General features: G+C 70.4%; 23 protein-coding genes. 9 read left to right on the top strand and 14 right to left on the bottom strand.

Features of this window, described 5'->3' with window-relative positions:
• Window positions 1-157: 157 nt before the first annotated feature.
• The 6 genes from ABTZ89_RS14575 to ABTZ89_RS14550 form a co-directional block, all read right to left on the bottom strand.
• A complete protein-coding gene (locus ABTZ89_RS14575; RefSeq protein ID WP_270954003.1) occupies window positions 158-1582 on the bottom strand; it encodes a gamma-aminobutyraldehyde dehydrogenase in 1425 nt (474 codons plus the stop codon).
• Window positions 1582-2523 (bottom strand): agmatinase, encoded by a 942-nt coding sequence (gene speB / locus ABTZ89_RS14570; RefSeq protein WP_270954005.1) that lies wholly within the window; start codon window positions 2521-2523, stop codon window positions 1582-1584. Before speB ends, ABTZ89_RS14575 begins: the two co-directional genes overlap by 1 nt.
• Before the next feature lie 26 nt (window positions 2524-2549).
• A complete protein-coding gene (locus tag ABTZ89_RS14565; RefSeq protein WP_351044458.1) occupies window positions 2550-3845 on the bottom strand; it encodes a flavin monoamine oxidase family protein in 1296 nt (431 codons plus the stop codon).
• Between the two features lie 30 nt (window positions 3846-3875).
• Window positions 3876-5330, bottom strand: a complete 1455-nt coding sequence (locus ABTZ89_RS14560; RefSeq protein WP_351044455.1) for a purine-cytosine permease family protein — start codon at window positions 5328-5330, stop codon at window positions 3876-3878.
• A 299-nt stretch (window positions 5331-5629) separates the two neighbouring features.
• A complete protein-coding gene (locus ABTZ89_RS14555) occupies window positions 5630-7042 on the bottom strand; it encodes a PucR family transcriptional regulator (protein WP_351044452.1) in 1413 nt (470 codons plus the stop codon).
• 13 nt (window positions 7043-7055) lie between these two features.
• Window positions 7056-8516 carry a PucR family transcriptional regulator gene (locus ABTZ89_RS14550; RefSeq protein WP_351044449.1) on the bottom strand — a complete coding sequence of 487 codons (1461 nt, stop codon included), beginning with the start codon at window positions 8514-8516 and terminating at the stop codon, window positions 7056-7058.
• Between the two features lie 118 nt (window positions 8517-8634).
• On the opposite strand from ABTZ89_RS14550, the gene gabT reads away from it, so the two are divergent.
• The 3 genes from gabT to ABTZ89_RS14535 all read left to right on the top strand — a co-directional run bounded on the left by gabT (window position 8635) and on the right by ABTZ89_RS14535 (window position 10819).
• Complete coding sequence (gene gabT, locus ABTZ89_RS14545; protein WP_351044446.1) at window positions 8635-9957, top strand: 4-aminobutyrate--2-oxoglutarate transaminase; 1323 nt, start codon at window positions 8635-8637, stop codon at window positions 9955-9957.
• 188 nt (window positions 9958-10145) lie between these two features.
• Window positions 10146-10442 carry an AbrB/MazE/SpoVT family DNA-binding domain-containing protein gene (locus ABTZ89_RS14540; RefSeq protein WP_270954013.1) on the top strand — a complete coding sequence of 99 codons (297 nt, stop codon included), beginning with the start codon at window positions 10146-10148 and terminating at the stop codon, window positions 10440-10442.
• Window positions 10439-10819, top strand: coding sequence for a type II toxin-antitoxin system VapC family toxin (locus tag ABTZ89_RS14535; RefSeq protein WP_351044442.1), 381 nt, complete (start codon window positions 10439-10441; stop codon window positions 10817-10819). Before ABTZ89_RS14540 ends, ABTZ89_RS14535 begins: the two co-directional genes overlap by 4 nt.
• 86 nt (window positions 10820-10905) lie before the next feature.
• On the opposite strand, the gene rlmN is transcribed toward ABTZ89_RS14535, so the two are convergent.
• Complete coding sequence (rlmN, locus tag ABTZ89_RS14530; RefSeq protein WP_351044439.1) at window positions 10906-12018, bottom strand: dual-specificity RNA methyltransferase RlmN; 1113 nt, start codon at window positions 12016-12018, stop codon at window positions 10906-10908.
• 115 nt (window positions 12019-12133) lie between these two features.
• Between rlmN and ABTZ89_RS14525 the strand changes: the two genes are divergently transcribed.
• The 4 genes from ABTZ89_RS14525 to ABTZ89_RS14510 all read left to right on the top strand — a co-directional run bounded on the left by ABTZ89_RS14525 (window position 12134) and on the right by ABTZ89_RS14510 (window position 15478).
• Window positions 12134-13015, top strand: coding sequence for a metal ABC transporter substrate-binding protein (locus tag ABTZ89_RS14525; protein ID WP_351044436.1), 882 nt, complete (start codon window positions 12134-12136; stop codon window positions 13013-13015).
• The gene (locus ABTZ89_RS14520) at window positions 13012-13749 is read left to right on the top strand and encodes a metal ABC transporter ATP-binding protein (RefSeq protein ID WP_270954018.1); all 738 of its coding nucleotides are present in this window, start codon (window positions 13012-13014) and stop codon (window positions 13747-13749) included. The genes ABTZ89_RS14525 and ABTZ89_RS14520 overlap by 4 nt, the downstream gene beginning before the upstream one ends.
• Before the next feature lie 103 nt (window positions 13750-13852).
• Window positions 13853-14761 carry a metal ABC transporter permease gene (locus tag ABTZ89_RS14515; RefSeq protein WP_351044432.1) on the top strand — a complete coding sequence of 303 codons (909 nt, stop codon included), beginning with the start codon at window positions 13853-13855 and terminating at the stop codon, window positions 14759-14761.
• 39 nt (window positions 14762-14800) lie between these two features.
• A complete protein-coding gene (locus ABTZ89_RS14510) occupies window positions 14801-15478 on the top strand; it encodes a metal-dependent transcriptional regulator (protein WP_408641940.1) in 678 nt (225 codons plus the stop codon).
• On the opposite strand, the gene ABTZ89_RS14505 is transcribed toward ABTZ89_RS14510, so the two are convergent.
• Entirely contained in the window at window positions 15455-15925 is a 471-nt protein-coding gene (locus ABTZ89_RS14505; protein ID WP_270952864.1) for a hypothetical protein, read from the bottom strand. The two genes, ABTZ89_RS14510 and ABTZ89_RS14505, sit on opposite strands and share 24 nt — an antisense overlap.
• A gap of 274 nt (window positions 15926-16199) precedes the next feature.
• Here ABTZ89_RS14505 and ABTZ89_RS14500 point away from each other — a divergent pair, with 274 nt between their 5' ends.
• Window positions 16200-16964 (top strand): VOC family protein, encoded by a 765-nt coding sequence (locus tag ABTZ89_RS14500; protein WP_351044428.1) that lies wholly within the window; start codon window positions 16200-16202, stop codon window positions 16962-16964.
• Window positions 16965-16974: 10 nt separating this feature from the next.
• Here the strand turns inward: ABTZ89_RS14500 and ABTZ89_RS14495 are convergent, their stop codons facing one another.
• The 6 genes from ABTZ89_RS14495 to rpsB all read right to left on the bottom strand — a co-directional run bounded on the left by ABTZ89_RS14495 (window position 16975) and on the right by rpsB (window position 22162).
• On the bottom strand, window positions 16975-17706 hold the full coding sequence (locus tag ABTZ89_RS14495) for a class I SAM-dependent methyltransferase (RefSeq protein ID WP_270952911.1): 732 nt from the start codon (window positions 17704-17706) through the stop codon (window positions 16975-16977).
• Entirely contained in the window at window positions 17706-18551 is an 846-nt protein-coding gene (locus ABTZ89_RS14490; RefSeq protein WP_270952867.1) for a phosphatidate cytidylyltransferase, read from the bottom strand. The genes ABTZ89_RS14495 and ABTZ89_RS14490 overlap by 1 nt, the downstream gene beginning before the upstream one ends.
• 36 nt (window positions 18552-18587) lie before the next feature.
• Entirely contained in the window at window positions 18588-19145 is a 558-nt protein-coding gene (frr, locus tag ABTZ89_RS14485) for a ribosome recycling factor (RefSeq protein WP_270952868.1), read from the bottom strand.
• Between the two features lie 103 nt (window positions 19146-19248).
• On the bottom strand, window positions 19249-19998 hold the full coding sequence (gene pyrH / locus ABTZ89_RS14480; RefSeq protein WP_270952870.1) for a UMP kinase: 750 nt from the start codon (window positions 19996-19998) through the stop codon (window positions 19249-19251).
• Between the two features lie 347 nt (window positions 19999-20345).
• Window positions 20346-21161, bottom strand: coding sequence for a translation elongation factor Ts (gene tsf, locus ABTZ89_RS14475; protein ID WP_270952872.1), 816 nt, complete (start codon window positions 21159-21161; stop codon window positions 20346-20348).
• A 182-nt stretch (window positions 21162-21343) separates the two neighbouring features.
• Window positions 21344-22162: a 30S ribosomal protein S2 gene (gene rpsB / locus ABTZ89_RS14470; protein WP_270952874.1), complete on the bottom strand. Its 819-nt coding sequence runs from the start codon at window positions 22160-22162 to the stop codon at window positions 21344-21346.
• 405 nt (window positions 22163-22567) lie between these two features.
• On the opposite strand from rpsB, the gene ABTZ89_RS14465 reads away from it, so the two are divergent.
• Window positions 22568-23110, top strand: a complete 543-nt coding sequence (locus ABTZ89_RS14465; RefSeq protein WP_351044422.1) for a M23 family metallopeptidase — start codon at window positions 22568-22570, stop codon at window positions 23108-23110.
• Window positions 23111-23177 lie beyond the last annotated feature (67 nt).

The raw sequence follows: 23177 nt of genomic DNA, 5'->3' as shown, positions 1-23177 counted from the left end.
GGCGTCGCGGTGTTCGCCGCCGTGCTGCTGGTGCTGGCCCTCAATGGAAATCGGACGTCCGATTTCCATTGAATTTGCGGGGAAACCCGGCCGGTGACCGCATGCTGTCCGTCGCGAGCGGTCGCCGGGGCTGCTCGCACCTCCACGCGAACGCGGGTCAGGTGTGGCTGTGCATGACGTGCTTGATCCGGGTGTAGTCCTCGAAGCCGTAGCGGGAGAGGTCCTTGCCGTAGCCGGAGTGCTTGAAGCCGCCGTGGGGCATTTCCGCGACCAGGACCATGTGGGTGTTCACCCAGACGCAGCCGAAGTCCAGGTCCGCCACGAAGCGCTGGGCCCGGCCGTGGTCGCGGGTCCAGACGCTGGAGGCCAGGGCGTAGTTCACGCCGTTGGCCAGGTCCAGGGCCTCCGCCTCGTCGGCGAACGCCTGGACCGTGAGCACCGGGCCGAAGATCTCCTCCTGCACGGGTTCGTCGTCCTGGCGGACTCCGGCGAGCACCGTGGGTGCGAAGAAGCAGCCCTCGTCGCCGATCCGCTCGCCACCGGTGAGCACCTGGGCGTGCTCGGGCAGGCGGTCGATGATGCCCTGCACCCGCTCCAGCTGGGCGGCGTTGTTCAGCGGGCCGAGATCGGCGTCCACATCGGACGGTGGGCCGCAGCGCAGCGCCCGGACCTCCTCCACCAGCAGGCGGGTGAACTCCTCGGCGACGGACTGCTCCACCAGCACTCGGGTCGCGGCCGTGCAGTCCTGGCCGGCGTTGAAGGTGCCCGCAGACGCGATGCCCGCCGCTGCCGCCGCCAGGTCCGCGTCCGCGAACACCAGCGCGGGCGCCTTGCCGCCCAGCTCCAGGTGCACGCGCTTGACGTCCTCGGCCGCCGCCGCGGCGACCTGCCGACCGGCGCGCGTGGACCCGGTGATCGACACCATCGCGGCGGCCGAGTCGGCGACCACGGCCTGACCGGTCTCCCGGTCGCCGCAGACCACGTTGAGCACGCCGGGCGGGAAGATCCCGGCGGCCACCTCGCCGAGCAGCACCGCGGACACCGGCGTGGTGTCGGCGGGCTTGAGCACCACGGTGTTGCCCGCGGCGATGGCCGGGGCGATCTTCCACACCGCCATCAGCAGCGGGTAGTTCCACGGCGCGACCTGGCCGACCACGCCGACCGGTTCCCGCCGCACGTAGGAGGTGTGCTCGGGCGCGTACTCCGCCGCGGCAGTGCCTTCCAGCACCCGCGCCGCGCCGGCGAAGAACCGGATCTGGTCGATGGAGGCCTCGACCTCCTCGCTGCGGGTGGCCGCCACCGGCTTGCCGGTGTTCTCCACCTCCGCCGCCACGAACTCGTCGGCGCGCCGCTCGAGCTCGTCGGCCAGCTGCAGCAGCAGCCGCTGCCGGGTGGCGGGCGTGGTGCGGCGCCACTCCGCGAAAGCCCGCTGGGCCGCGGCGTAAGCCGCTTGGACGTCCTCAGTGGACGAAAGCGGGGCGGTGCCGAACACCTTGCCGGTGCAGGGGTCGACCAGCTCGGTGGTGAGCCCGCTGCGGGCGTCCACCGCTCGACCGTCGATGATGTTGCGGATCTGGCGCATCAACGTCCTCCGGGCAGGATGCACAGCATGTCGTACAGCACGTGAGCAGCGGCGATGCCGGTGATCTCGGCGTGATCGTAGGCCGGGGCGACCTCCACCAGATCGGCGCCGACCACGTTGAGGTCGGCCAGCCCGCGCACCACTTCCAGCAGCTCGCGGCTGGACAGCCCACCGGCCTCGGGGGTTCCGGTGGCCGGCGCGAACGCCGGGTCCAGCACGTCGATGTCGATGGACAGGTACACCGGCCGCGAGCCGAGGCGGGCGCGGATGCGCTCGATGATGGTGTCCAGCGGGGTCCGGGCGAACTCGCGGCTGTGCACCGCGGCGAAGCCCATCCGCTCGCTCTCGTCCAGGTCGAGCTTCGAGTACAGCGGGCCGCGCAGCCCGACGTGCATGGAGTGCTCGAAGTCGATCAGGCCTTCTTCGGCGGCGCGGCGGAACGGGGTTCCGTGCGTGTAGGGCGCGCCGAAGTAGGTGTCCCAGGTGTCCAGGTGGGCGTCGAAGTGCAGCACCGCGATCGGCCCGTGCCGCTCGTGCTGCACGCGCAGCAGCGGCAGCGCGATGGTGTGGTCGCCGCCGATGGTCAGCAGCGTGCGGCGGGTGCCGGACAGCTCGCGCGCGCTGGACTCGATGGTGCTGATGGCCTCGTCGATGTCGAACGGGTTCACGCCGACGTCGCCGGCGTCGGCGACCTGCCGCACGGCGAACGGTTCGGCGTCCATCGCCGGGTTGTACGGCCGCAGCAGCCTGGAGCTCTGCCGCACGTGGTTGGGACCGAACCGGGCACCGGGCCGGTAGCTGACGCCGGTGTCGAAGGGCACGCCCCAGAGCAGCACGTCGGCGTCGGGCACGTCGGCGAGCCGGGGCAACCGCGCGAACGTGGTGTCCCCGCCGTAGCGCGGCACGCGCGTGGCGTCGACCGGACCGATCGGGTCGTTCATCCTCATTCCTCCACTACCTGTTGAGCTCACGCCTGGTCCGCTGCGAGGACTTCGGCCGCCGTGCGCTTGCCGGATTCGATCGCGCCGTCGATGAAGGCCCGCCAGCGGCGCGCGGTGTGCGAACCGCTGAAGTGCACCCGACCCTCGGGCCGGCCGACGGGCAGCTCGTACTTCGCGAATTGGCCTGCGCGGAACGTCGCCCACGTGCCCTTGGAGAACTCGTCGTGCACCCAGGCGTAGGAGTGCGCGTCGAGGACTTCGGCCTCCGGCGCGAACTCCCGCACCGCGCGCTGCACGTCGGCGAGGTCATCGGCGTCCACGCGGTCGTGCTCCGGGGCGAAGCAGACCAGCACCACACCGCGGTCGGTGGTCTTCATCGCGCCGACGTAGTCGAAGCTGGTCCCCCAGCCGAAACCGCTGATGTCCTCGGGGACGTTGCGGGCCAGCGCCCAGACCTTCTGGCCCTGACCGGCGTGGTTCTCCTTCGAGATCGCGAGCTTGTCCGCGGGCAGCGCCGGGGAGAACTCGATGTCCTGCCACACGCCGACCGGCGTGGTCATGACCACGCGATCCGCCCGCACCGAGCCGCCGTCGTAGGTGACCGTGACGCCCTCGTCGTCGGACTCGACCTTGCGCACCGGGCTGGACAGCCGCAGTTCCGCGCCGCCGTCGTCGAGGATCGCCCGCGCCAGCGACGCGGTGCCGTTGACGAAGGTGTGGCCCAGCACGCTGGCCTGCACCATGCCCCACAGCGAACTGTCCATCGAGGAGCACCAGCGGAGGATGTCCAGCGCCGAACCGGTGTCCTCGTTGGCGTTGGCGCAGCCGCAGAACCAGGACATCATCAGTTCCTTGGCGTTGCCGGTCAGACCGGCGTTCTCCGCCCACTGGCGGATCGGCACGTCGAGGTCGGCGACGTCCTGTTCGGACAGCGGCCGCATCGGGTCGAACCGGGACGCGTCGGCGATCAGCGCCCGCACCGCGTGCTCCAGCTGCTCGTACTCCTGCGGCGGCACCGGCAGCAGCGTGTCCAGGACCTCGCCGTGGTCGGACCAGGTCATCCGGGCGGGCAGCTCGCTGTCCTCGACCGGGATGTCGTAGCGCTGCACCTCGGCCCACACGTGGGTCTGCTGCGGGACGATCCAGGTGCCGCCCATTTCCAGCCCGACACCGTCGAACACGTCCGGCTGGTACCAGGTGGAACCGCCGATCCGGTCCCGCGCCTCCAGGACCAGCACGTCCTTGCCCGCTTCGCGCAGGTCGCGCGCGGCGGTCAGCCCGGCGAACCCGGCACCGATGACGACGACGTCGTAACGATCCATGCTTGCACTTCCTCGTTCATCGCTCGGAGATCAGACGTTCGCGGTTGCCCGAACGTCGGTTTCGGCGGGCACCGGTCGGGGACTGCCGATGCCCAGCAGCAGGTAGCTCGCGGCGGTGGTGGCGGCCGCCAGCACGAAGCTCAGGTCGATGCCGCCGGTCAGCTCCAGCAGCGGCCCCTTGTACAGCGCGGTGTCCACCGCCAGCAGGCCGACCAGGGAGCCGATCGCCCAAGCGGCGGCCGCGCGCAGGTTCCAGCCCGCCGAGTACCAGTAGATGCCGCCGCGCGAGCGCCGGTTGTAGACCTGCAGCGCGTCCGGGTCGTACCGGCCCCGGCACTGCGCGAAGCCGATCAGCGTGATCACCGCCCACGGCGTGCCGACCGCGGTGAGCAGCAGCACGAACGCGGTGACCGCGTCCTGCGCGTCCCAGACGAAGTAGCCCAGGAACACCAGCACCGTGGAGATCGCGGAGGTCAGGACGGTCGCCTTGACCCGCGACAGCGGCGGCACGATCGCATCCAGGTCCAAACCCATGCTGTAGATCAGCACGCCGGCGTTGCCGATGGTGCCGAACACGCCGTTGAGCAGCAGGGGCAGCAGGAACCACAGCGGTGCGGCGGCGACCAGCGAACCGACGTAGTCCTCGGCGGCGCGGGAGGCGAAGGCGGTGAACGTGCCGAACAGCTGCGGGATCAGCAGCCCGAGCATCATGCCCGCGCAGGTTGCGGCGAAGACCTTGCGGGACGAGTAGCGGCGCGGCGAGACGTAGCGGCTGTAGTCGCCGAGCAGCGTGATGAAGGCCATCGGACCGCTGAGCCCGGCAGCGACCACCGACAGCGCCCAGGTCTGCCAGAAGCCGCCCAGCAGGTACCCGGAGTCGGTGACGGGGCCGGTCTGGAACTGGTCCGCGTAGGCGAACAGCCCGACCGCCATCAGCGCCACCGTGCCCAGCGCGACCCACTTGCTCAGCCGGGTCAGCAGCTGGTAGCCGAAGATCGCGACCAGCACCGACAGCACGGCCAGCGCGGCGTAGGTGACGCTGTGGCTGACGCCGTCGTCGGGCAGCCCGAACATCCGGTGCAGCGGACCGACGACGGCCGCGCCACCGGTCCACACCGTCAGCGCCGCGTAGCCGAGCGACAGCAGCAGGCCGATGACCGAGCCGATCAACCGGCCGCGCACGCCGAAGTGGCCGCCGCTGCTGGTGGACAGGTTGGTGCCGGTGCGGAACGACACCAGCGCCAGCGGCGCGACCAGCAGGGTGCCCAGCAGCGTCCCGACGATCATCGAGGTCGCGGAGGGCCAGAACTCCAGGCCGAACGAGGCGGGCAGCCAGCCGAAGATGACCACGCCCAGGCACAGGTTCGAGCCGAGCAGGATGCCGGCGATGTCGCGGGGCCGTCCGGTGCGGTCGGCGTCGGGAATGGTGTCCACGCCGTGCGTCTCGATGCTGACGGGCGCGGCCGATCTCGGTTCTGAGGGCATTCGTCGACCTCCTGGGCGGGGAACTGGATCTCGGTGAGCCGCGCGGCACCGGCACCCAGCGTGGCCCCGGTCACCGACCGGAGGTAGTCACCGATCCTCCGAAGTCCCCCACCACCGTTGGACGATCGCACAACCCCCCAAGACGATCGTCCGAACCACCCCTCCCCCAGCCCGTCGAACCCCGCAAATTCAATGGAAATCAGACGTCCAATTTCCATTGGATTTGCGCCCCGACACGCCGGGCGCCCGACACGCCGGTGGTGTGCAGTTTCAATTGAAACTGCGGTTTCCCGCAGCGGTCAGGACTGGCGGAGGGCGCGGAGGGCGAGGAAGAGGTCGACCCGGTCCGCGGTGCTGGAGAGGCTTCGACCGGTCAGCTCCTCCACCCGGTTCATGCGGTGGCGCAGGGTGTTGATGTGCACGTGGAGGCGTTGTGCCGCTTCCTGCCAGCGCCCGCCCGCGTCGAGGAACACCGCCAGGGACGGGACGAGGTCGCTGCTGCGCCTCTCGTCGTGGTCGAGCACGGGGCCGAGCAGCGTCCGGGACGTCGCCGCCAGCAGCTCCGGGTCCTGCGCCGACAGCAGCAGCGCCGGGCTGCTGAGCTGCTCGTGCGTCATCCAGCCGCGCTCGCTGCGCGAGGACACCGCTTCCGCGGCGTGCGCCGCTTGCAGCAGGCTCACCCGCAGGTCCGAGGCGGTGCCCGGTTTTCCGACACCAACGTGCACCACGCCGCTGTCGAGCGAATCGTGGATGCGCCGCGCCAGCTCTACCGCGCTCTCCGGCACCCGCGCGAACGCGACGACCTCGCCGCCGCGCTGCGCCGCAACGCCGTCGGTGCCCAGCAGATCGCCGAGCCGCTGCAACACGGCGTCCGGGGCTTCGGTGCGCACGACGACCGCGGCGAGCGGGCCGTCCGGCGGCAGGCCCAGCGAGTGCAGCCGGGTGCGGACGGTGTCGATCCCCACCGCTCCACTGTGGACCCATTCGAAGAGCTCCCACGCGTAGCGCAGCTCCGTCGCGCGGACCGCTCGGGTGCGCTCGATCTCCAGCGCGATGAACGGCATCGCCTGCACCACGGCCGCCTGCTGCTCGACGTCGAGCTCGTCGGTCGGCCTCGGCAGCAGCAGCTCCGCCTCCGCCAGGCCCTCGCCCACCAGCGGCAACGAGTGGTTCGGCGTCGGCACCTCGCCCGCCACCAGACCGCCCGCGACCCGCACCGCCACGGGCTCGCCGAGCTGCTTGGCCAGCGTCCTGACCACGGTTCCGACGCCGCGGTCGATCCGCAGCGCGGCCACGATCGCGTCGTGCTGCGCGAGGTGCCTGCGCAGCGGGCGCTCCCACTCCGCCCGCTTGGTGGTGACGAAGGCCTCCACGATCTGCAGGAACGCGACCTCGGCGGGCACCACGAAGCAGGTCAGCCCGCGGTCGCGCGCGGCGTCCACGAACTCCTCGGGCACCCGCGTCTCCGGCGGCACGAGCCCGAACCCGACGGCCGCGACGTCGGCCTCGACGAGATCGGCCACGAAGGCCTCCGCGGTGATCCCGGCGGTGCGCCACACGCCCGCGGTGAGCACCACCTCGCCGCCGCGCAGGAATCGCCCCGGCGCCTGGATCTCGATGGTGTGCACCCAGCGGATCGGCCGGTCCACCCGGCCGCGCACCCGCACCCGCAGATCGAGTTCCGGCAGGTTCAGCAGATCTTCGACGAGCACCGCGCCACCTCCGTCACGCCTCGGGCCGGTCGAGCACTTGCAGGGCCAGCCACAGCTCCGCGCGCACACCCGGCTGGTCGAGGCTGCGTCCCAGCAGCTCCTCGACCTTGTGCATCCGGTTGCGCAGGGTGTGCCGGTGCACGCCCAGCCGGTTCGCCGCCGGATCCCACTGGCCGTGGTGCGCCAGCCAGGCCTGCAACGACTTCACGAGCACGTCCTGGTCCCGCAACGGTGCCAGCACGGCCTCGGCGAACGCCTGCGCATCGCAGTCCGGCACGAGGTCGAGCACACCGCGCCCGGCCAGGTCCGCGAAGCGCACCACGGCGTCTCCGCGCCTCGCCGCCCGCGCCGCCTGCTCGGCCTGCCGCAGGCCTTCGGCGAGCCCCACCGCGGTGCTCGGTTCCGACACTCCGACGGCGAGTCCGGACTGATCGGTGAGCCAGTCCAGCGCGTCCTCGGCGACCAGTCCCACCACCTCGTCACCGTGCTCGGCCAGGTAGACGGGTGCGCTGGGCTGGTCCGCGACCAGCCCAGCCAGCAGTTCGTCCTGGTCCCGCGCTCCGCGCAGCACGACCACCCGGAAGGGCTCAGGCGGGAGTTCGGCGTGCAGGTCGCCGAGCACGTCCTGCACCGGTTCGCCGCGCAGCATCAGCTCCAGGAAGCCCGACCGCAGCCTTCGCCGCGCCGCGCCCAGCGCCTCCACCTGCTCCAGGGCGAGCGTCAGCAGCGAGGCCGCGGAGTTGATCACGTGGTGGTCGGTGGTGGCGAACGGCCCGTCGCGGCCCACGACCAGGAACCCGCGCGCCCGACCGCCCAGCGCCTGCATGCTCACTTCCTGGTCGCCGAGCGAGAAACCGGCCGCGGCCAGGCCCCGCTTCGCGCGCATCTTGTCCACTTCGGACACCAGCTCGCCCAGCCGGGCACCGGCGCCGACCGGCGCGCTGTGCAGCAGCCGACCACCCGAGTCCAGCAGCAGCACCCACGCGTCGAGCAGCCGCGCGAGCTTGCGCACGAGCGCGTTGACGCCGTTGGTGGTGCCCGCTGCCTGCGCGAGTTCGTGCTGCGCGCGGCTCGTGCGCCGCAGGATCGCGTACTCCTCGGCCGCGACGGCGTGCGAAACCGCTTTGCTGATCGCGATGAACGGGGTCGGGCGCGGCACTTCGAGCAACGGCAGCCCGGCGCTCTCGGCCGCGGCCACCAGCTCCGCCGGGACCGCCCGATGGCTCAGCCCGACGCCGAACCCCAGCCCCGCGGCGCCCACCGAGGTCAGCCGGTCGACCAGCCCGCCGCAGTCCTCCGCGCGCAGCGTCAAACCGGTGGTGAGCAGCAGCTCGCCGCCCTCCAGGAACGGCGCCGGATCGGCGAGCTCGCTGGTGTGCACCCAGGCGATCGGCCGGTCCAGCGCCCGCTCCCCCGCGCGGACGCCGAGCCCCAGCCCGGTGTCCGCGACCAGGTCGCGCAACGTGAACGGCACCCGGCCACCTCCCGACATTGTGTCCAATCCCAGAACGTGAGTTAACCAGATCGTCACCTGTTCGGACGGGTGCCTCCCACCCGAACCTGGTCCCAGTACGAGACCACCAGGAGGCCCCGTGACCACCACCCAGGCGCGCGTCCTGCGCACCGAGATCCCCGGACCGAACTCCCGCGAGCTGCAGCGGCGCCGCGACGCGGCGGTGGCCGGCGGCGTGTCCAGCGTGCTGCCGGTCTACATCACCGAGGCCTCCGGCGGCGTCCTGCAGGACGTCGACGGCAACTCGCTGATCGACCTCGGCTCGGGCATCGCGGTCACCAACGTGGGCAACGCCGCGCCCGAGGTCGTCGAGCCGGTGCGCCGCCAGGTCGCCGAGTTCACCCACACCTGCTTCATGGTGACGCCCTACGAGAACTACCTGCAGGTCTGCGAGGAGCTCGCCGCGCTGACCCCCGGTGACCACGACAAGCGCAGCGCGCTGTTCAACTCCGGCGCCGAGGCCGTGGAGAACGCGGTCAAGATCGCGCGCCGGGCCACCGGCCGGCAGGCGGTCGTGGCGTTCGACCACGCCTACCACGGCCGCACCAACCTGACCATGGCGCTGACCGCGAAGTCCGTGCCGTACAAGCACGGCTTCGGCCCGTTCGCCCCGGAGATCTACCGGGTGCCTGCGTCCTACCCGGCGCGCGACGAGCGCACCGGCGAGCAGGTCGCGCGGGAGGCGATCGAGCGGATCGAGAAGCAGCTCGGCGCCGACCAGGTGGCCGCGGTGCTGATCGAGCCGATCCAGGGCGAGGGCGGGTTCATCGAGCCGGCACCGGGTTTCCTGCCCGCGATCTCGCAGTGGTGCACCGACAACGGCGTGCTGTTCATCGCCGACGAGATCCAGACCGGCTTCTGCCGCACCGGCGCGTGGTTCGCCTGCGACCACGAGAACGTGGTGCCGGACCTGATCACCACGGCCAAGGGCATCGCGGGCGGCCTACCGCTGGCGGCGGTGACCGGTCGTGCGGACGTGATGGACGCGATGCCGCCGAGCAGCCTGGGCGGCACCTACGGCGGCAACCCGATCGCCTGCGCGGGCGCCCTCGGCGCGATCCGCGCGATGCGCGAGCAGGACCTGTCCGCCGCCGCACGCGCCATCGGCGACCTGGCGTTCACCCGCCTCCGCGCGCTCGCCAAGGACAACGAGGCCGTCCTCGACGTGCGGGGCCGGGGCGCGATGATCGGCATCGAGTTCGTCAAGCCGGGTACCACCGAACCGGACCCGGAACTGACCTCCCGCATCGCGAAGGCCTGCCACGCCCGAGGCGTCGTGATCCTCACCTGCGGCACCTACGGCAACGTGATCCGCCTGCTCCCACCCCTGGTCATCGACCACGCCCTCCTCGAAGAAGGCCTGACGATCCTCGAAGAGGCGATCACCGAGCACACCAGCTGAAACCCAGGCCGCGGGCGCCCCACCGAACAACGCGCGCCCGCGGCCCCGCCTGAACGCCCCAGTTCCGTCGCGGACAACCACACCTGCGTGTGACACGGTTTCTCCATGAGTGACGATAATCTGTTTTTGTGTCACATCTGAGCAGCTCCGACCTTGCCGCTTCCCCTTTCGTCATTCATGCTGGCGGCATGGCACTGGCTGACGAGCGCGGGGCACGCACCGAGATCACGGCCAACGGACAAGGCCGGGTGACGATTCCTGCTTCGATCAGGCGCGAGGCGGGGATCGAGCCGGGCGCACCGCTCGCGATCTACGTCGAAGACGGTCGCGTTGTCATCGAGACGCGCGCACAGCTCGCAGACCGCATCCGGCGCGACGTCGCAGCGACTTGGCGCGGCAGCGGATCCGCAGTGGACGAGCTGATCGACGACCGCCGTGCAGCAGCCGCCGCAGAGGCCGGCGAGTTCACCGGAGGCCGTCCGTGACCACCGTGCTGGACACATCGGCAATCCTGGCTTGGCTCCGAGGGGAAACCGGCGCGGACAGGGTGGACGCTGTCATCGACAACGCCACGATGTCGACCGTGAACTGGTCAGAGCTCGCCCAGAAACTCGCTCAGCATGGCGCGGACGCGGCGCGCACGTGCGATCGCCTCCGCACTTTCGGGATAGCGGTCGAACCGTTCACAGCTGATGATGCCGTGCGCGCCGGTGAGCTGTGGATGCGCACGCGGTCCGCCGGATTATCACTGGGCGATCGTGCCTGCTTGGCGCTGGCCATCCGGCTCGACGCCCCGGTGGTCACGGCCGACAAGGCATGGCAGGACGTCGACGTGCAGGTGTCCGTGGAGCTGCTGCGCTGATCCACATCGCAGTGTTCGACTGCCGCCCGTGAGCACTTTGGGTTGTTATGGCGACCCGAAGTGCTCACGGGTGTTGTGCAGGCGGATCACTCCTCGGCGGCGAGCTGACCGCAGGCTGCGGCGATCTCCTGGCCTCGGGTGTCGCGGACCGTGCAGGACACTCCCGCGTCGCGGACCCGGCGGACGAACTCGCGCTCCACCGGCTTCGGGCTGGCGTCCCACTTGCTGCCCGGGGTCGGGTTCAGCGGGATCAGGTTGACGTGCGCGAACTGGCCGAGGTGCTTGCGCAGGAGCTTGCCCAGCAGGTCGGCTCGCCACGCGTGGTCGTTGATGTCGCGGATCAGCGCGTACTCGATCGACACCCGGCGTCCGGTCTGGTCGGCGTAGCCGCGGGCGGCTTCCAGGACCTCGGCGACGTTCCAGCGGTTGTTCACCGGCACCAGGGTGTCGCGCAGCTCGTCGTCCGGCGTGTGCAGCGACACCGCCAGCGTCACGTTCAGGTTCTCCGCGGTCATCTTCTTGATCGCCGGGACCAGGCCCACCGTCGACACGGTCACCGAGCGCTGCGAAAGCCCCAGGCCCTCCGGAGACGGGTCGCAGATGCGGTGCACCGCGTTGATCACCCGGCGGTAGTTCGCCAGCGGCTCGCCCATGCCCATGAACACGACGTTGGACAGCCGGCCCGGACCACCGGGGACCTCGCCGTCGCGCATCGCGGCAGCCGCCGAGCGCACCTGGTCGACGATCTCCGCGGTCGACAGGTTGCGCTGCAGACCGCCCTGGCCGGTGGCGCAGAACGGGCAGGCCATGCCGCAACCGGCCTGGCTGGAGATGCAGACGGTGGCGCGGTCCGGGTAGCGCATCAGCACGCTCTCCAGCAGCGTGCCGTCGTGCGCGCGCCAGAGCGACTTGCGGGTCGTGCCGTCGTCGGTGACGAGGCTGCGGACCTCGGTGAGCAGCGTCGGCAGCAGCTCCTCGCCGAGCTTGGCGCGGCTGGCCGCGGGGATGTCGGTCATCGACTCGACATCGGCGTTGAGGCGGCCGAAGTAGTGGTGCGCCAGCTGCTTGGCGCGGAACGGCTTCTCCCCGAGCTCGGCGACGGCGGCCTTCCGCTCGTCGGCGGAGAGGTCGGCGAGGTGCCGCGGCGGCATACCGCGGCGCGGGGCGTCGAAGACGAGAGGCAGGGAAGTCGCAGACATAGCGTCCCCCATCTTCCCACGGCCGGAGTCGACCTTGGTGGCGGCCACCGGTCGAGGTACAGTTTTCGCCGTGGCGAAACCCGGGTCTTCACGCGTCCGAAACACAACTCTCGTCGTGGCGGCGTTCCTGCTGGTCACCACCTCCTGCGGGACCGGGTTCAGCCAGCCCGACGACGGGCGCAAGCACGTGGTCACCACGTTCACCGTGATCGCGGACATGGCCCGCAACGTCGCCGGGGACGCGATCGCGGTGGAGTCGATCACCAAGCCGGGCACCGAGATCCACGAGTACGAGCCCACCCCCAGCGACATGCTCAAGGCGGCCAAGGCCGACCTGGTCCTGGACAACGGGCTCGGCCTGGAGCGCTGGTTCGACAAGTTCGTGCAGCGCAGCGAGGCCGAGCACGTGACGCTGACGGCGAACATCGCCCCGATCCCCATCCAGGGCGGCGAGTACCAGGGCAAGGCCAACCCGCACGCCTGGATGTCGCCGCGCACCGCGATGACCTACGTCGCCAACATCCGCGACGCCTTCATCCGCATCGACCCGGCCCACGCCGAGACCTTCCGCGCCAACGCCGACGCCTACCAGCGGCGCCTGGCCGAGATCGATCAGTACCTGCACGACGAGCTGGCCGCGCTGCCCGCCGAGCACCGCGCGCTGGTCACCTGCGAAGGCGCGTTCTCCTACCTGGCCCGCGATGCTGGTCTGCACGAGACGTACCTGTGGCCGGTCAACAGCGACGCCGAGGGCACGCCGCAGCAGATCAAGGCCACCACCGAGTTCGTCCAGGAGAACGGAGTTCCCACCGTGTTCTGCGAATCCACCGTCAGCGACAAGGCCCAGCAGCAGGTCGCGCGGGAGACCGGCGCACGGCTGGGCGACAAGCTCTACGTCGACTCCCTGTCCGGCCCGGAGGGACCGGTGCCGACCTACCTCGACCTGCTGCGCCACGACGCCGAGGCGATCGTCGCGGGTCTGCGGGGTGCCCGATGAGCTCGGCGATCAGCGCGCACCACATCACCGTCCACTACGGCGAGACGCTGGCGCTCGACGACGTGTCGGTGGACGTCGAACCGGGCCGGATCTGCGGTCTGCTGGGCATGAACGGCTCGGGCAAGTCGACGCTGTTCAAGTCGCTGATGGGCCTGGTGCGCCCGGATTCCGGGGACATCCGGCTGCTCGGCCGGGACCAGCGCCAGGCGCGGCGGGACGGCGTGATCGCGTACGTGCCGCAGTCCGAGGCCGTCGACTGGACGTTCCCGGTGACCGTGGGCGACGTCGTCATGATGGGCCGCTACGGGCACCTCGGCCTCACCCGCCGTCCCAGGCGGGCCGACAAGGCCGCGGTGCGCGCGGCGCTGGAGCGGGTCGGGCTCACCGAGCTGGCCGGCAATCCGATCGGCGCGCTCTCCGGCGGGCAGCGCAAGCGCGCGTTCGTCGCGCGCGGCATCGCGCAGGAGGCGCAGCTGCTGTTCCTCGACGAGCCGTTCGCCGGGGTGGACAAGAAGTCCGAGGCGATGATCACCGAACTGCTGCGGGCGCTGCGCGACGAAGGCCGCACGGTGGTGATCTCCACCCACGACCTGGCCAGCGTCCCGTCGCTGTGCGAGGAAGCGGTGCTGCTCCAGCAGCGGGTGATCGCGCACGGCCCGGTCGACGAAGTGCTGTCCCCGGAAACCCTCGCCCGCACCTTCGGCGTGGAAACCGCCGCCGAGCAGCACTCATGACGTTCCGCTTCCGCTGCCAGGGTGCCGTGAGCACTTTCCGGTGCCACAGCCCCGGAAAACGCTCACGGCACCTGACCAGCTCGAACAGCTCCCAGGAGACAAGGTGAACGAGATCTTCCAGTGGCTCGTCGAACCGCTGCAGTTCGGCTTCATGCAGCGAGCGCTGCTGGTCAGCCTGGCCGCCGGGCTCGTCTGCGCGGTGCTGTCCTGCTGGATCACGCTGATCGGCTGGTCGCTGCTCGGCGACGCCGTCTCGCACGCCGTGCTGCCCGGCGTGGTGCTCGCCTACGTCTTCGCGCTGCCCTTCTCGCTCGGCGCGTTCCTGTTCGGCACCCTCGCCGTCGGCTTGATCGCCGGGGTCCGCAGCACCACCAGGCTCAAGGGCGACGCCGCGATCGGCGTGGTGTTCACCGGGCTGTTCGCGCTGGGACTCGTGCTGGTCTCGCGGATCCCGAGCCAGGTCGACCTCAACCACATCCTGTTCGGCAACGTCCTGGGCGTCACCGACTCCGACATCCTGCAGGTGCTGGTGATCGCCGCGATCGTGCTGGCGGTCGCGCTGATCAAGCGCCGCGACCTCACCCTCTACGCCTTCGACCCCACCCACGCGCACGCGATCGGCCTGAACCCGCGGCGGATCGGCGCGCTGCTGCTGACGATGCTGGCGCTGACCGTGGTCGTGGCGCTGCAGGCCGTCGGCGTCATCCTCGTCACCGCGATGCTCATCACGCCCGGTGCCACGGCGTTCCTGCTGACCAAGCGCTTCCCGCAGATGCTCTCGGTGGCCGCCGCGCTGTCGGTGTTCAGCAGCGTCCTGGGCACCTACCTGAGCTTCCACCTGGACACCTCGACCGGCGGCATGATCGTGGTGTGCCAGGCCGTGGTGTTCGCGCTGGTCTACCTCGGTGCGCCGGAACAGGGCTTGATCGCGCGGGCGGTGCGCCGCCGCGGGCTCGCCGCCGGGCGCGCGAACACAGGACTCGTGGGAAGCACTGGCCAACCACCGTCATAAACGCACCGCAGGCGCCCGTATCGTGAAAGTATGACGAGTATGGCCGAGCGTCCGTCGCCGTCCGTCGAGGACTACCTCCGGGCGATATACGGGCTCAGCGAGCGGGGCGTGCCCGTCACCAACGCAACCCTGACGCAGCGTCTCGGGCTGAGCCCGTCCTCGGTGTCCGGGATGATCAACAAGCTGGACCAGCTCGGCCTGGTCACCCACGTCCGCTACCGCAGCGTCGAGCTGACCCCGGAAGGCCGCCGCCTGGCCCACGACGTGCTGCGCAGGCACCGGCTGATCGAGCTGTTCCTCGTCGAGGAGCTGAACTACAGCTGGGACGCGGTGCACCGCGAGGCCGACGCCTTGGAGCACGCGGTGTCCGACGAGCTCATCGCGCACATCGCGGCCAAGCTCGGCAACCCCACCCACGACCCGCACGGCGACCCGATCCCGACCGCGGACGGCCGGATGGAAGAACCGGCGACGAAGCTGCTGGACCAGGTCGAGCCCGGCTCGATCGGCACCATCGCGCGGGTCTGGGACACCGATTCGGAACTGCTGCGCTACCTCACCGAGCACGGCATGACGCTGGGCTCGCGCATCGAGGTCGTGGAGCGCAAGCCGTTCGGCGGGCCGCTGGTGGTGCGCGTCGGCGAACCCCCGAACGACGAAACGCACTTCGTGGGCAACGAGATCGCCGCGGCGCTATCGATCAGCGTGCACCGGTGAGCCGTCGGTGAACCGCGGGCCCACCGTGCGGGCGGTCACCACGCGAGCGCGTTCCGGCTGCTCGGCTGGCTCCTCGCCGTAGACCTGCTCGGTCACCAACCGGCCGTGCAGCTCGTCGGTCCGGTGCGCGCCCAGGACCGCCAGCAGCAGGTCGAACCGGCTGTCGGTCAGCGCGACCGCGACGTAGCAGAACCCGGCCAGACCGATGAACACCAGACCGGACACCCACAGCACCGGCGCGCCCTGCACCAGGAACATCACCGCGACGGCCAGCACCAGGGCGGATCCGAAGGCCACCCCGCGGGCGATGGACACCTGCTTCAGCATCGAGCGGAACGCGGGGTACTGCTCGCACAGCTGCCGCAGGATCCGGCTGCGCTCCCGGCGGTCCAGCTCCGCGAGCCGGCTCAAGCCCGCGGTGACCGGCTTCGCCGCGCGGTTGGCCATGGCTGCTCCTGTACCCCCGGGTGCTTGCACGATCGGGCACCCCGACACGCTGATCCGCACGCTGAGTGACCACTCCTAGTCGATCACGTGGACGGTCCAGGATCAAGGCGTCATTCGGGGGCGTTCGATTGCGGTAGGGGCACCGAAAAGTAACGCCACCGGGTGACAGTGCTCCGCTTGATCGACCGCCGGGGTTTTCCCGACCGGGACGCCGGTCACCCTCCGAGGTAGCCGGGGTCGATGCGGAGCCCCGCGGAGCGCCGGAGGAGGAGCGATGGCCATCGCAAAGGGCGCGCCCGCCTGGGTGGACCTGGCCACCCACCAGGTGTCCGAGGTCCGGGACTTCTACACCGGTCTGTTCGGCTGGCACTGGATCCAGCGGCCGGACTACAACATCGCGTTGAAGGAGCACAAGCCGGTCGCCGGCGTGCTGCCGCCCGAGGTCGAGGCGCCGACCGCCTGGACGCTGTACCTGGAGTGCGGATCGGCCCGCCGCGCGGTGGAACACGTCCGAGCTCTGGGCGGGAAAGTGCTGGTCCCACCCACGGAAACGCCCGCGGACGAGATGTTCCTGGTCGCCGAGGACCCCACCGGCGCGGTGGTCGGCCTCTGGGAAGCACCGCCCAACGGCACGTTCGGCCGGGACCACGCCGGGATGCTCTGCTGGGCCGAGCTGCACACCCGTGACGGCTCCGCCGCCGACCCGTTCTACGCGGACCTGCTGGGCTACCGCCAGGAGCAGATCGGCGAGCCGGGCGACGGGTTCGACTACACCGTCTGGTACGTCGACGACCAGCCGACCGTGGGCCGCTACGAAACCAGCCTCACGCTGCCCGAGGACGTGCCCGCGCACTGGCAGCTGTACTTCCAGGTCAACCCGGACCACAACACCGATGAGGCGACCGCGAAGGTGGTCGAGCTCGGCGGCAAGGTCCTGCGCGAACCCTCGGACTCCCCGCACGGCCGCCTCGCCCTGCTCCAGGACGTCGTGGGCGCGACCTTCTTCGTCATCGACACGGCCCAGCGCACCGGCGAGTGATCGGCAGGGTTCAGGGCATCAGGAGGGTGGTCGGCTTCCGGCGGATCCGGACGCGGTAGCCGACCGGGACCGTGCAGCCGGCGGTTTCGCGGGCCGCGCGGGCGGCGACCTTCGCGGAGAACTCGATGCCCAGGACCGCTTCGAGGGACTCGCGGTCGTCGAAGCGCCACACGGTGTCCACCGAGGTGCTCTCGAAGTCGTGGAGCTGGAAGAACGACTCGATCGCGACCGGATCGACCTGCGGCGCGTCCGCCCGCATCCAGTCCCCGTACGGCGAGCTCGCAGCGTCCAGGTCGACGATCGCGATCACGCCGCCCGGGCGCAGCACTCGCTCCGCCTCGGCCAGCCCCGGCTCGCAGCCGGGGCCGAAGAAGTAGGCCGTCCGCGCGTGCACCAGGTCCGCGCTGGCATCGGCCAGCGGCAGCTGCTGCGCAGGCGCCTGCCGAACGTCCACACCGGGGATTCCGGCCACCCGGCGACGCGCCTGCTCGACCAGCGGCGGATGCGGCTCGACACCGATCACGGTGCGCGCCTCGGCGGCGAAGAGCGGCAGGTGGAAGCCGTCGCCGCAACCGATGTCGACGACGTCCCGATCAACCCAGTCGCAACGCTCCCGCAGCGCGCTCCACAACGCGCCGGTGGCGTCCTGCGCCCGGTTCTCGATCTCGAACAGCTCCGGCCAGTGCCAGATGTTCGGGCTCGGCGTCACCTGCGGCCGAGCCGGTTTCCGCCAGCCGATCATCAGGACGGGATCAGCCAGAAGAGGATCATCCACGCGGCTGCCGCGGACGGGAGGAGCGAGTCCATGCGGTCCATCAGGCCTCCGTGGCCGGGCAATAGGTTGCCCATGTCCTTGATGCCGAGGTCCCGCTTGATCAGCGACTCCATCAGGTCGCCCAGCGTCGAGGTGCACACCAGGGCCGCGCCGAACAGCACGCCCATCCACCACTGGCCGCCGAGCATCAGGCTCACCGACAGCGCGCCGGCCACCACGCCGGTCAGCATCGAGCCTGCGAAGCCCTCCCAGGACTTCTTCGGGCTGATGTTCGGCGCCATCGGGTGCTTGCCGAACAGCACGCCGAACGCGTAACCACCGGTGTCGGAAGCGACGACACCGATCATGAAGCACAGCGCGCGGAACGCGCCGTCCTCCGGCCGCACCAGCATCGCGGCGAACGCGGCGAAAAGCGGGACGTACGCAGCGGTGAACACCGATGACGTCACGTCCCGCACGTAGCCGTCGACCCCGTGCCGGAACCGCCAGGCCAGGCAGGCCAGCACGGTGATCGCGAAGGCGACCAGCGCGCCGCGCAGCCCGAACGGCCAGGACAGCCACACCATGGCTTGCCCGCCCACCAGCACGGGGACGAGCGAAACCCTGATGTCGGCGCCGCGTTTGAACGCGCTGGCCAGCTCCACGCTGGAAACCGCCACCGCAGCAGCGACGATGCCGATGAACACGAAGCGCACCATCAGCAACGAGAGGATGATCGCGGCGCCGAGCACTACCCCGACGCCGATGGCGGCACGGAGATCGCGTCCGGCCCGGGAAGGACGCGAAGGCGGGTCCGGGGTGTCAGCGGACATTCCGGACTCACCTTCGCATTGGCCGGCCGTCACCACTCAGACCTCGAGCAGTTCCGCTTCCTTGTGCTTCACAAGGTCGTCGATCTGGGCGGTGTAGCGGTGGGTGAGGTTGTCGAGCTCCTTCTCACCCCGGGTGCCCTCGTCCTCGCCGGCCTCGCCGTCCTTGACGATCCGGTCGATCTCTTCCTTCACCTTGCGGCGGACGCCGCGGACGCTGACCTTGCCTTCCTCGCCCTTGGTCTTGGCGAGCTTGACCATCTCCTTGCGGCGCTCCTCGGTCATCTGCGGGATCGCCACCCGGATGAGCTGACCGTCGTTCGACGGGTTCACACCCAGGTCGGAGTCGCGGATCGCCTTCTCCATCGCCGCCAGCTGGCTGGCGTCGTAGGGCTTGATGACCACCAGCCGCGCCTCCGGCACGGAAACGCTGGCCAGCTGGTTCAACGGAGTCGGCGAACCGTAGTACTCGACGACGATGCCCGAGAACATCGCGGGGTTCGCGCGGCCGGTGCGAACGGTGGCCAGTTCGTCCTTGGCCCGCTCCACCGCCTTTTGCATCTTCTCCTCGCCTTCGAGAAGAGCTTCGTCGATCACGGCTGCTCCTTAAGTCTGTGCCGACCGGTGGACATTGCAAGTGTGGCGCGCGGTGCGCCGCCGTCCCACGGCGGGCCCGCGACCAGATCAGGATCCAGCACCGTCAGGCCGACGCGGCGGCCGGGGTGCTGACCAACGTGCCGATCTTCTCCCCACCCACGGCGCGGGCGATGTTGCCCTCTTCCAGCAGGTTGAAGACCAGGATCGGCATGGCGTTGTCCATGCAGAGGCTGAACGCGGTCGCGTCGGCGACCTTCAGGCCGCGCTCCAGCACCTCGCGGTGCGTGATGCTGTCGAACAGCTTCGCGTCCGGGGTGGTCTTCGGGTCCGCGGTGTAGACGCCGTCGACGGCCTTGGCCATCAGCACGACCTCGCAGCCGATCTCCAGCGCGCGCTGCGCCGCGGTGGTGTCGGTGGAGAAGTACGGCATCCCGGTGCCGGCACCGAAGATCACCACGCGGCCCTTCTCCATGTGCCGCATGGCGCGGCGCGGGATGTAGGGCTCGGCCACCTGGCCCATGTCGATCGCAGTCATCACGCGGGTGTCGATGCCGTGCTCGCGCTCCAGGAAGTCCTGCAGCGCCAGGCAGTTCATCACGGTGCCCAGCATGGCCATGTAGTCGCCGCGGGCTCGCTCCATACCGCGTTGCTGCAGCTCAGCGCCGCGGAAGAAGTTGCCGCCACCGATCACGATGGCCACCTCGACACCATCGGCGACGATCTCGGCGATCTGCCGGGCGACCGTGCCGACCACGTCCGGGTCGATTCCGACGCTGCCCCCGCCGAACATCTCACCGCCCAGTTTGAGCAGCACTCGTCCATAACCGCGCTGCGTCGGGCCCTCGTCGGTCACTGATTCCTCCTGCGAGGTTCTTAGCGGTCTGTGATCAATTCGCGTTGGTGGCACCTGGCGGAACCTCATGCGCCTTCTCGGCCGGGACGCGGCCGCCGGGGCCGCCCTCGAGAAGACGCATGAGAACCCGCAGGTGGCGAGCCACCTGACGTCCAGTTCAGTCGAGCACGCCGAGCATCTCAACCGCTCGTCGACGCGGGGTGCTCTCTTGCGAAAGCGCCCCGCCTTCACGAAGGCGGGGCGCCGAAGCCGCGTCTGGCGGCTGCCAGGTCCACCTGCTCACCAGATCAGGTGAGCAGGTGGTACACCACTGGGTGCGATCCCGGCAGACCGCTCGCAGCAGCAGGTCAGGCCTGGCCGACCTCGAACCGGGCGAAGCCGGTGACCGTCACGCCGGCCTCGTCCAGCAGCGCCTTGACGGTCTTCTTGTTGTCCTGCACGGACGGCTGGTCCAGCAGGCAGTTCTCCTTGAAGAAGCCGTTCAGGCGACCCTCGACGATCTTCGGCAGCGCCTTCTCCGGCTTGCCCTCCGCCTTCGCGGTCTCCTCGGCGATCCGGCGCTCGTTCGCGACCAGGTCCTCCGGGACGTCGTCGCGGCTCAGGTACTTCGGCTTGAGCGCGGCGACCTGCATCGCGGCGCCGCGAGCGGCCTCCGCGTCGTCACCGGTGTACTCGACCAGCACGCCGACGGCCGGCGGCAGGTCCGAGGAGCGGCGGTGCAGGTAGGTGGCCACGGCACCGTCGAACTTGGTGACCCGGCGCAGCTCCAGCTTCTCGCCGATCTTGGCGGACAGCTCCTGGATGACCTCGGAGACGGGCTTGCCGTCGAGGTCCGCGGCCAGCGCGCTCTCCAGGTCACCGGCACCGGCGGCCCGGGCGGCAGCCGCGATCTTGTTGGCCAGCTGGATGAACTCGTCGTTCTTGGCGACGAAGTCCGTCTCGCTGTTCAGCTCGATCAGCACACCGCCGTCAGCGGCGACCAGGCCCTCGGCGGTGGCGCGCTCGGCGCGCTTGCCGACGTCCTTGGCACCCTTGATGCGGAGGCTCTCGACGGCCTTGTCGAAGTCGCCGTCGTTCTGGTCGAGCGCCTTCTTGCAGTCCATCATTCCGGCGCCGGTCAGCTCGCGAAGACGCTTGACGTCGGCCGCACTGAAGTTCGCCATCGTGCGTTATCCGTCCCTCTTGTTACGAAGCTTAGAAGGTCTTGCTGGCGGGCAGCGGTCCCGCGGCGTTCGATCCGCTCGGCGGGAACCGGTGCCCGACTCGGGCGATCACGCCCTCAAGTGTGACTGGCAAGCAGCCTGATCGCGCCCCGCGTCCGAAGCCGGACGCGGGGCGCGGTGGATCAGGACTGCGCGGGCTGCTCGCCGCCCTCGGCGGCCTGGCCGGAACCGGCCAGCAGCTCCTTCTCCCACTCGGCCAGCGGCTCGCCGCCGGCCGGCTTCTCCTCGCCCTCCGGGGCGCCGTTGGTGCGGCCGCTGCGGGCCATCAGGCCCTGGGCGACGCCGTCGGCGACCACGCGGGTCAGCAGGGCGGCGGAGCGGATCGCGTCGTCGTTGCCCGGGATCGGGTAGTCGACCTCGTCCGGGTCGCAGTTGGTGTCGAGGATCGCGACGACCGGGATGCCCAGCTTGCGGGCCTCGCCGACGGCGATGTGCTCCTTCTTGGTGTCCACGATCCACACGGCGCTGGGCACCTTGCTCATGTCGCGGATACCGCCGAGGGTCTTCTCGAGCTTGTCCTTCTCGCGGGTCAGCATCAAGATTTCCTTCTTGGTGCGGCCCTCGAAGCCCCCGGTCTGCTCCATGGTCTCAAGCTCCTTGAGACGCTGCAGACGCTTGTGGACGGTCTGGAAGTTGGTGAGCATGCCACCCAGCCAGCGCTGGTTCACGTACGGCATGCCGACCCGCTGGGCCTGCTCGGCGATCGCTTCCTGCGCCTGCTTCTTGGTGCCGACGAACAGGATCGTCCCGCCGTGCGCGACCGTCTGCTTGACGAAGTCGAACGCTCCGTCGATGTAGGTCAGCGTCTGCTGCAGGTCGATGATGTAGATGCCGTTGCGCTCGGTGAAGATGTAGCGCTTCATCTTCGGGTTCCAGCGACGGGTCTGGTGCCCGAAGTGCACGCCGCTGTCGAGCAGCTGCTTCATGGTGACGACGGCCATGGCCTGATTCGCACCTCGTGGGTCGGGCGCGCCGGTCGGCGCGCGATTCGGTTGCTGCGACGAGCCGGGTGACCCGCCGCCCTGGCACCCGCTCCCGGCCACCCCACCCGGCTCACGAGGAGCGCGGGACCGCGGGGCACCGGCACCCTGCTGGGGGCAGCAGCGTCCGAGGTGTTGAACTCGGTACTGAGCCACCCGGTGGCCGACCGGAAGTCCGGTCACCTGCGCAGGCGTGGTGTGCGGGCACGCGAAGTCGGTCCGTGCGGACACGAAACCGCGCCAACAGTGTACTCGACGCGGCGGCTGACCCGATCGTGGAGTGCGAGTTGTCCACACCAGCCCGGCTTGTCCACAGATTTCCGCTTCCCCCTGTTGTCGGCCCCGGTGCGCGGCCACTGTGGGGGCATGCGCCAGTTGATCACGTCTGCCCTGCTCTGCACCGGTATCGCCACCGCTGCGATCGGCCTGTCCACCGCACCCGAACCGGTCGCCCGGCCCGCCCCGGCAGCGTCCACGAGAACCGCTGAGGGCCAGTTCGGCTGGCCGCTGGCCCCGCCACCCGCCGTCGCGCGCCCGTTCGAATCCCCGGAGCACGCCTACGGACCAGGTCATCGCGGAGTGGACCTGGTCGGCGAGGTCGACCAGCAGGTCCTGGCGGCCGGTGACGGCGTGGTCGTCTTCGCCGGCCAAGTGGCCGGTCGGAACCTGGTCTCGATCGAACACCCGACCGGCCTGCGCACCACTTACGAACCGGTCCGCCCGACGGCGGCGGTCGGCGACCAGGTCACCCGCGGCCAACCGATCGGCTACCTCGAACCAGGCCATCCCGAGTGCACGGCACAACCCCCGAATGCCTGCCTGCACTGGGGAGCCCGCCAACACCTGACGTACCTGGACCCGCTCCGCCTCCTGGGCGGGGGTCACGTCCGCCTGCTCCCCTGGGACTGACGACGAGAGGTGGGGGGTGGCCGGGAAACCCCCCCACCCCCCCCCACCCGAACGGGAAATCACACGT

It is taken from the genome of Saccharopolyspora sp. NPDC002686, from assembly GCF_040295745.1.
Taxonomy (GTDB): Bacteria; Actinomycetota; Actinomycetes; order Mycobacteriales; family Pseudonocardiaceae; genus Saccharopolyspora; species Saccharopolyspora oryzae.
Note: the sequence above shows the minus strand (reverse complement) of the source record. Positions and strands in the feature narration are given on the sequence as shown.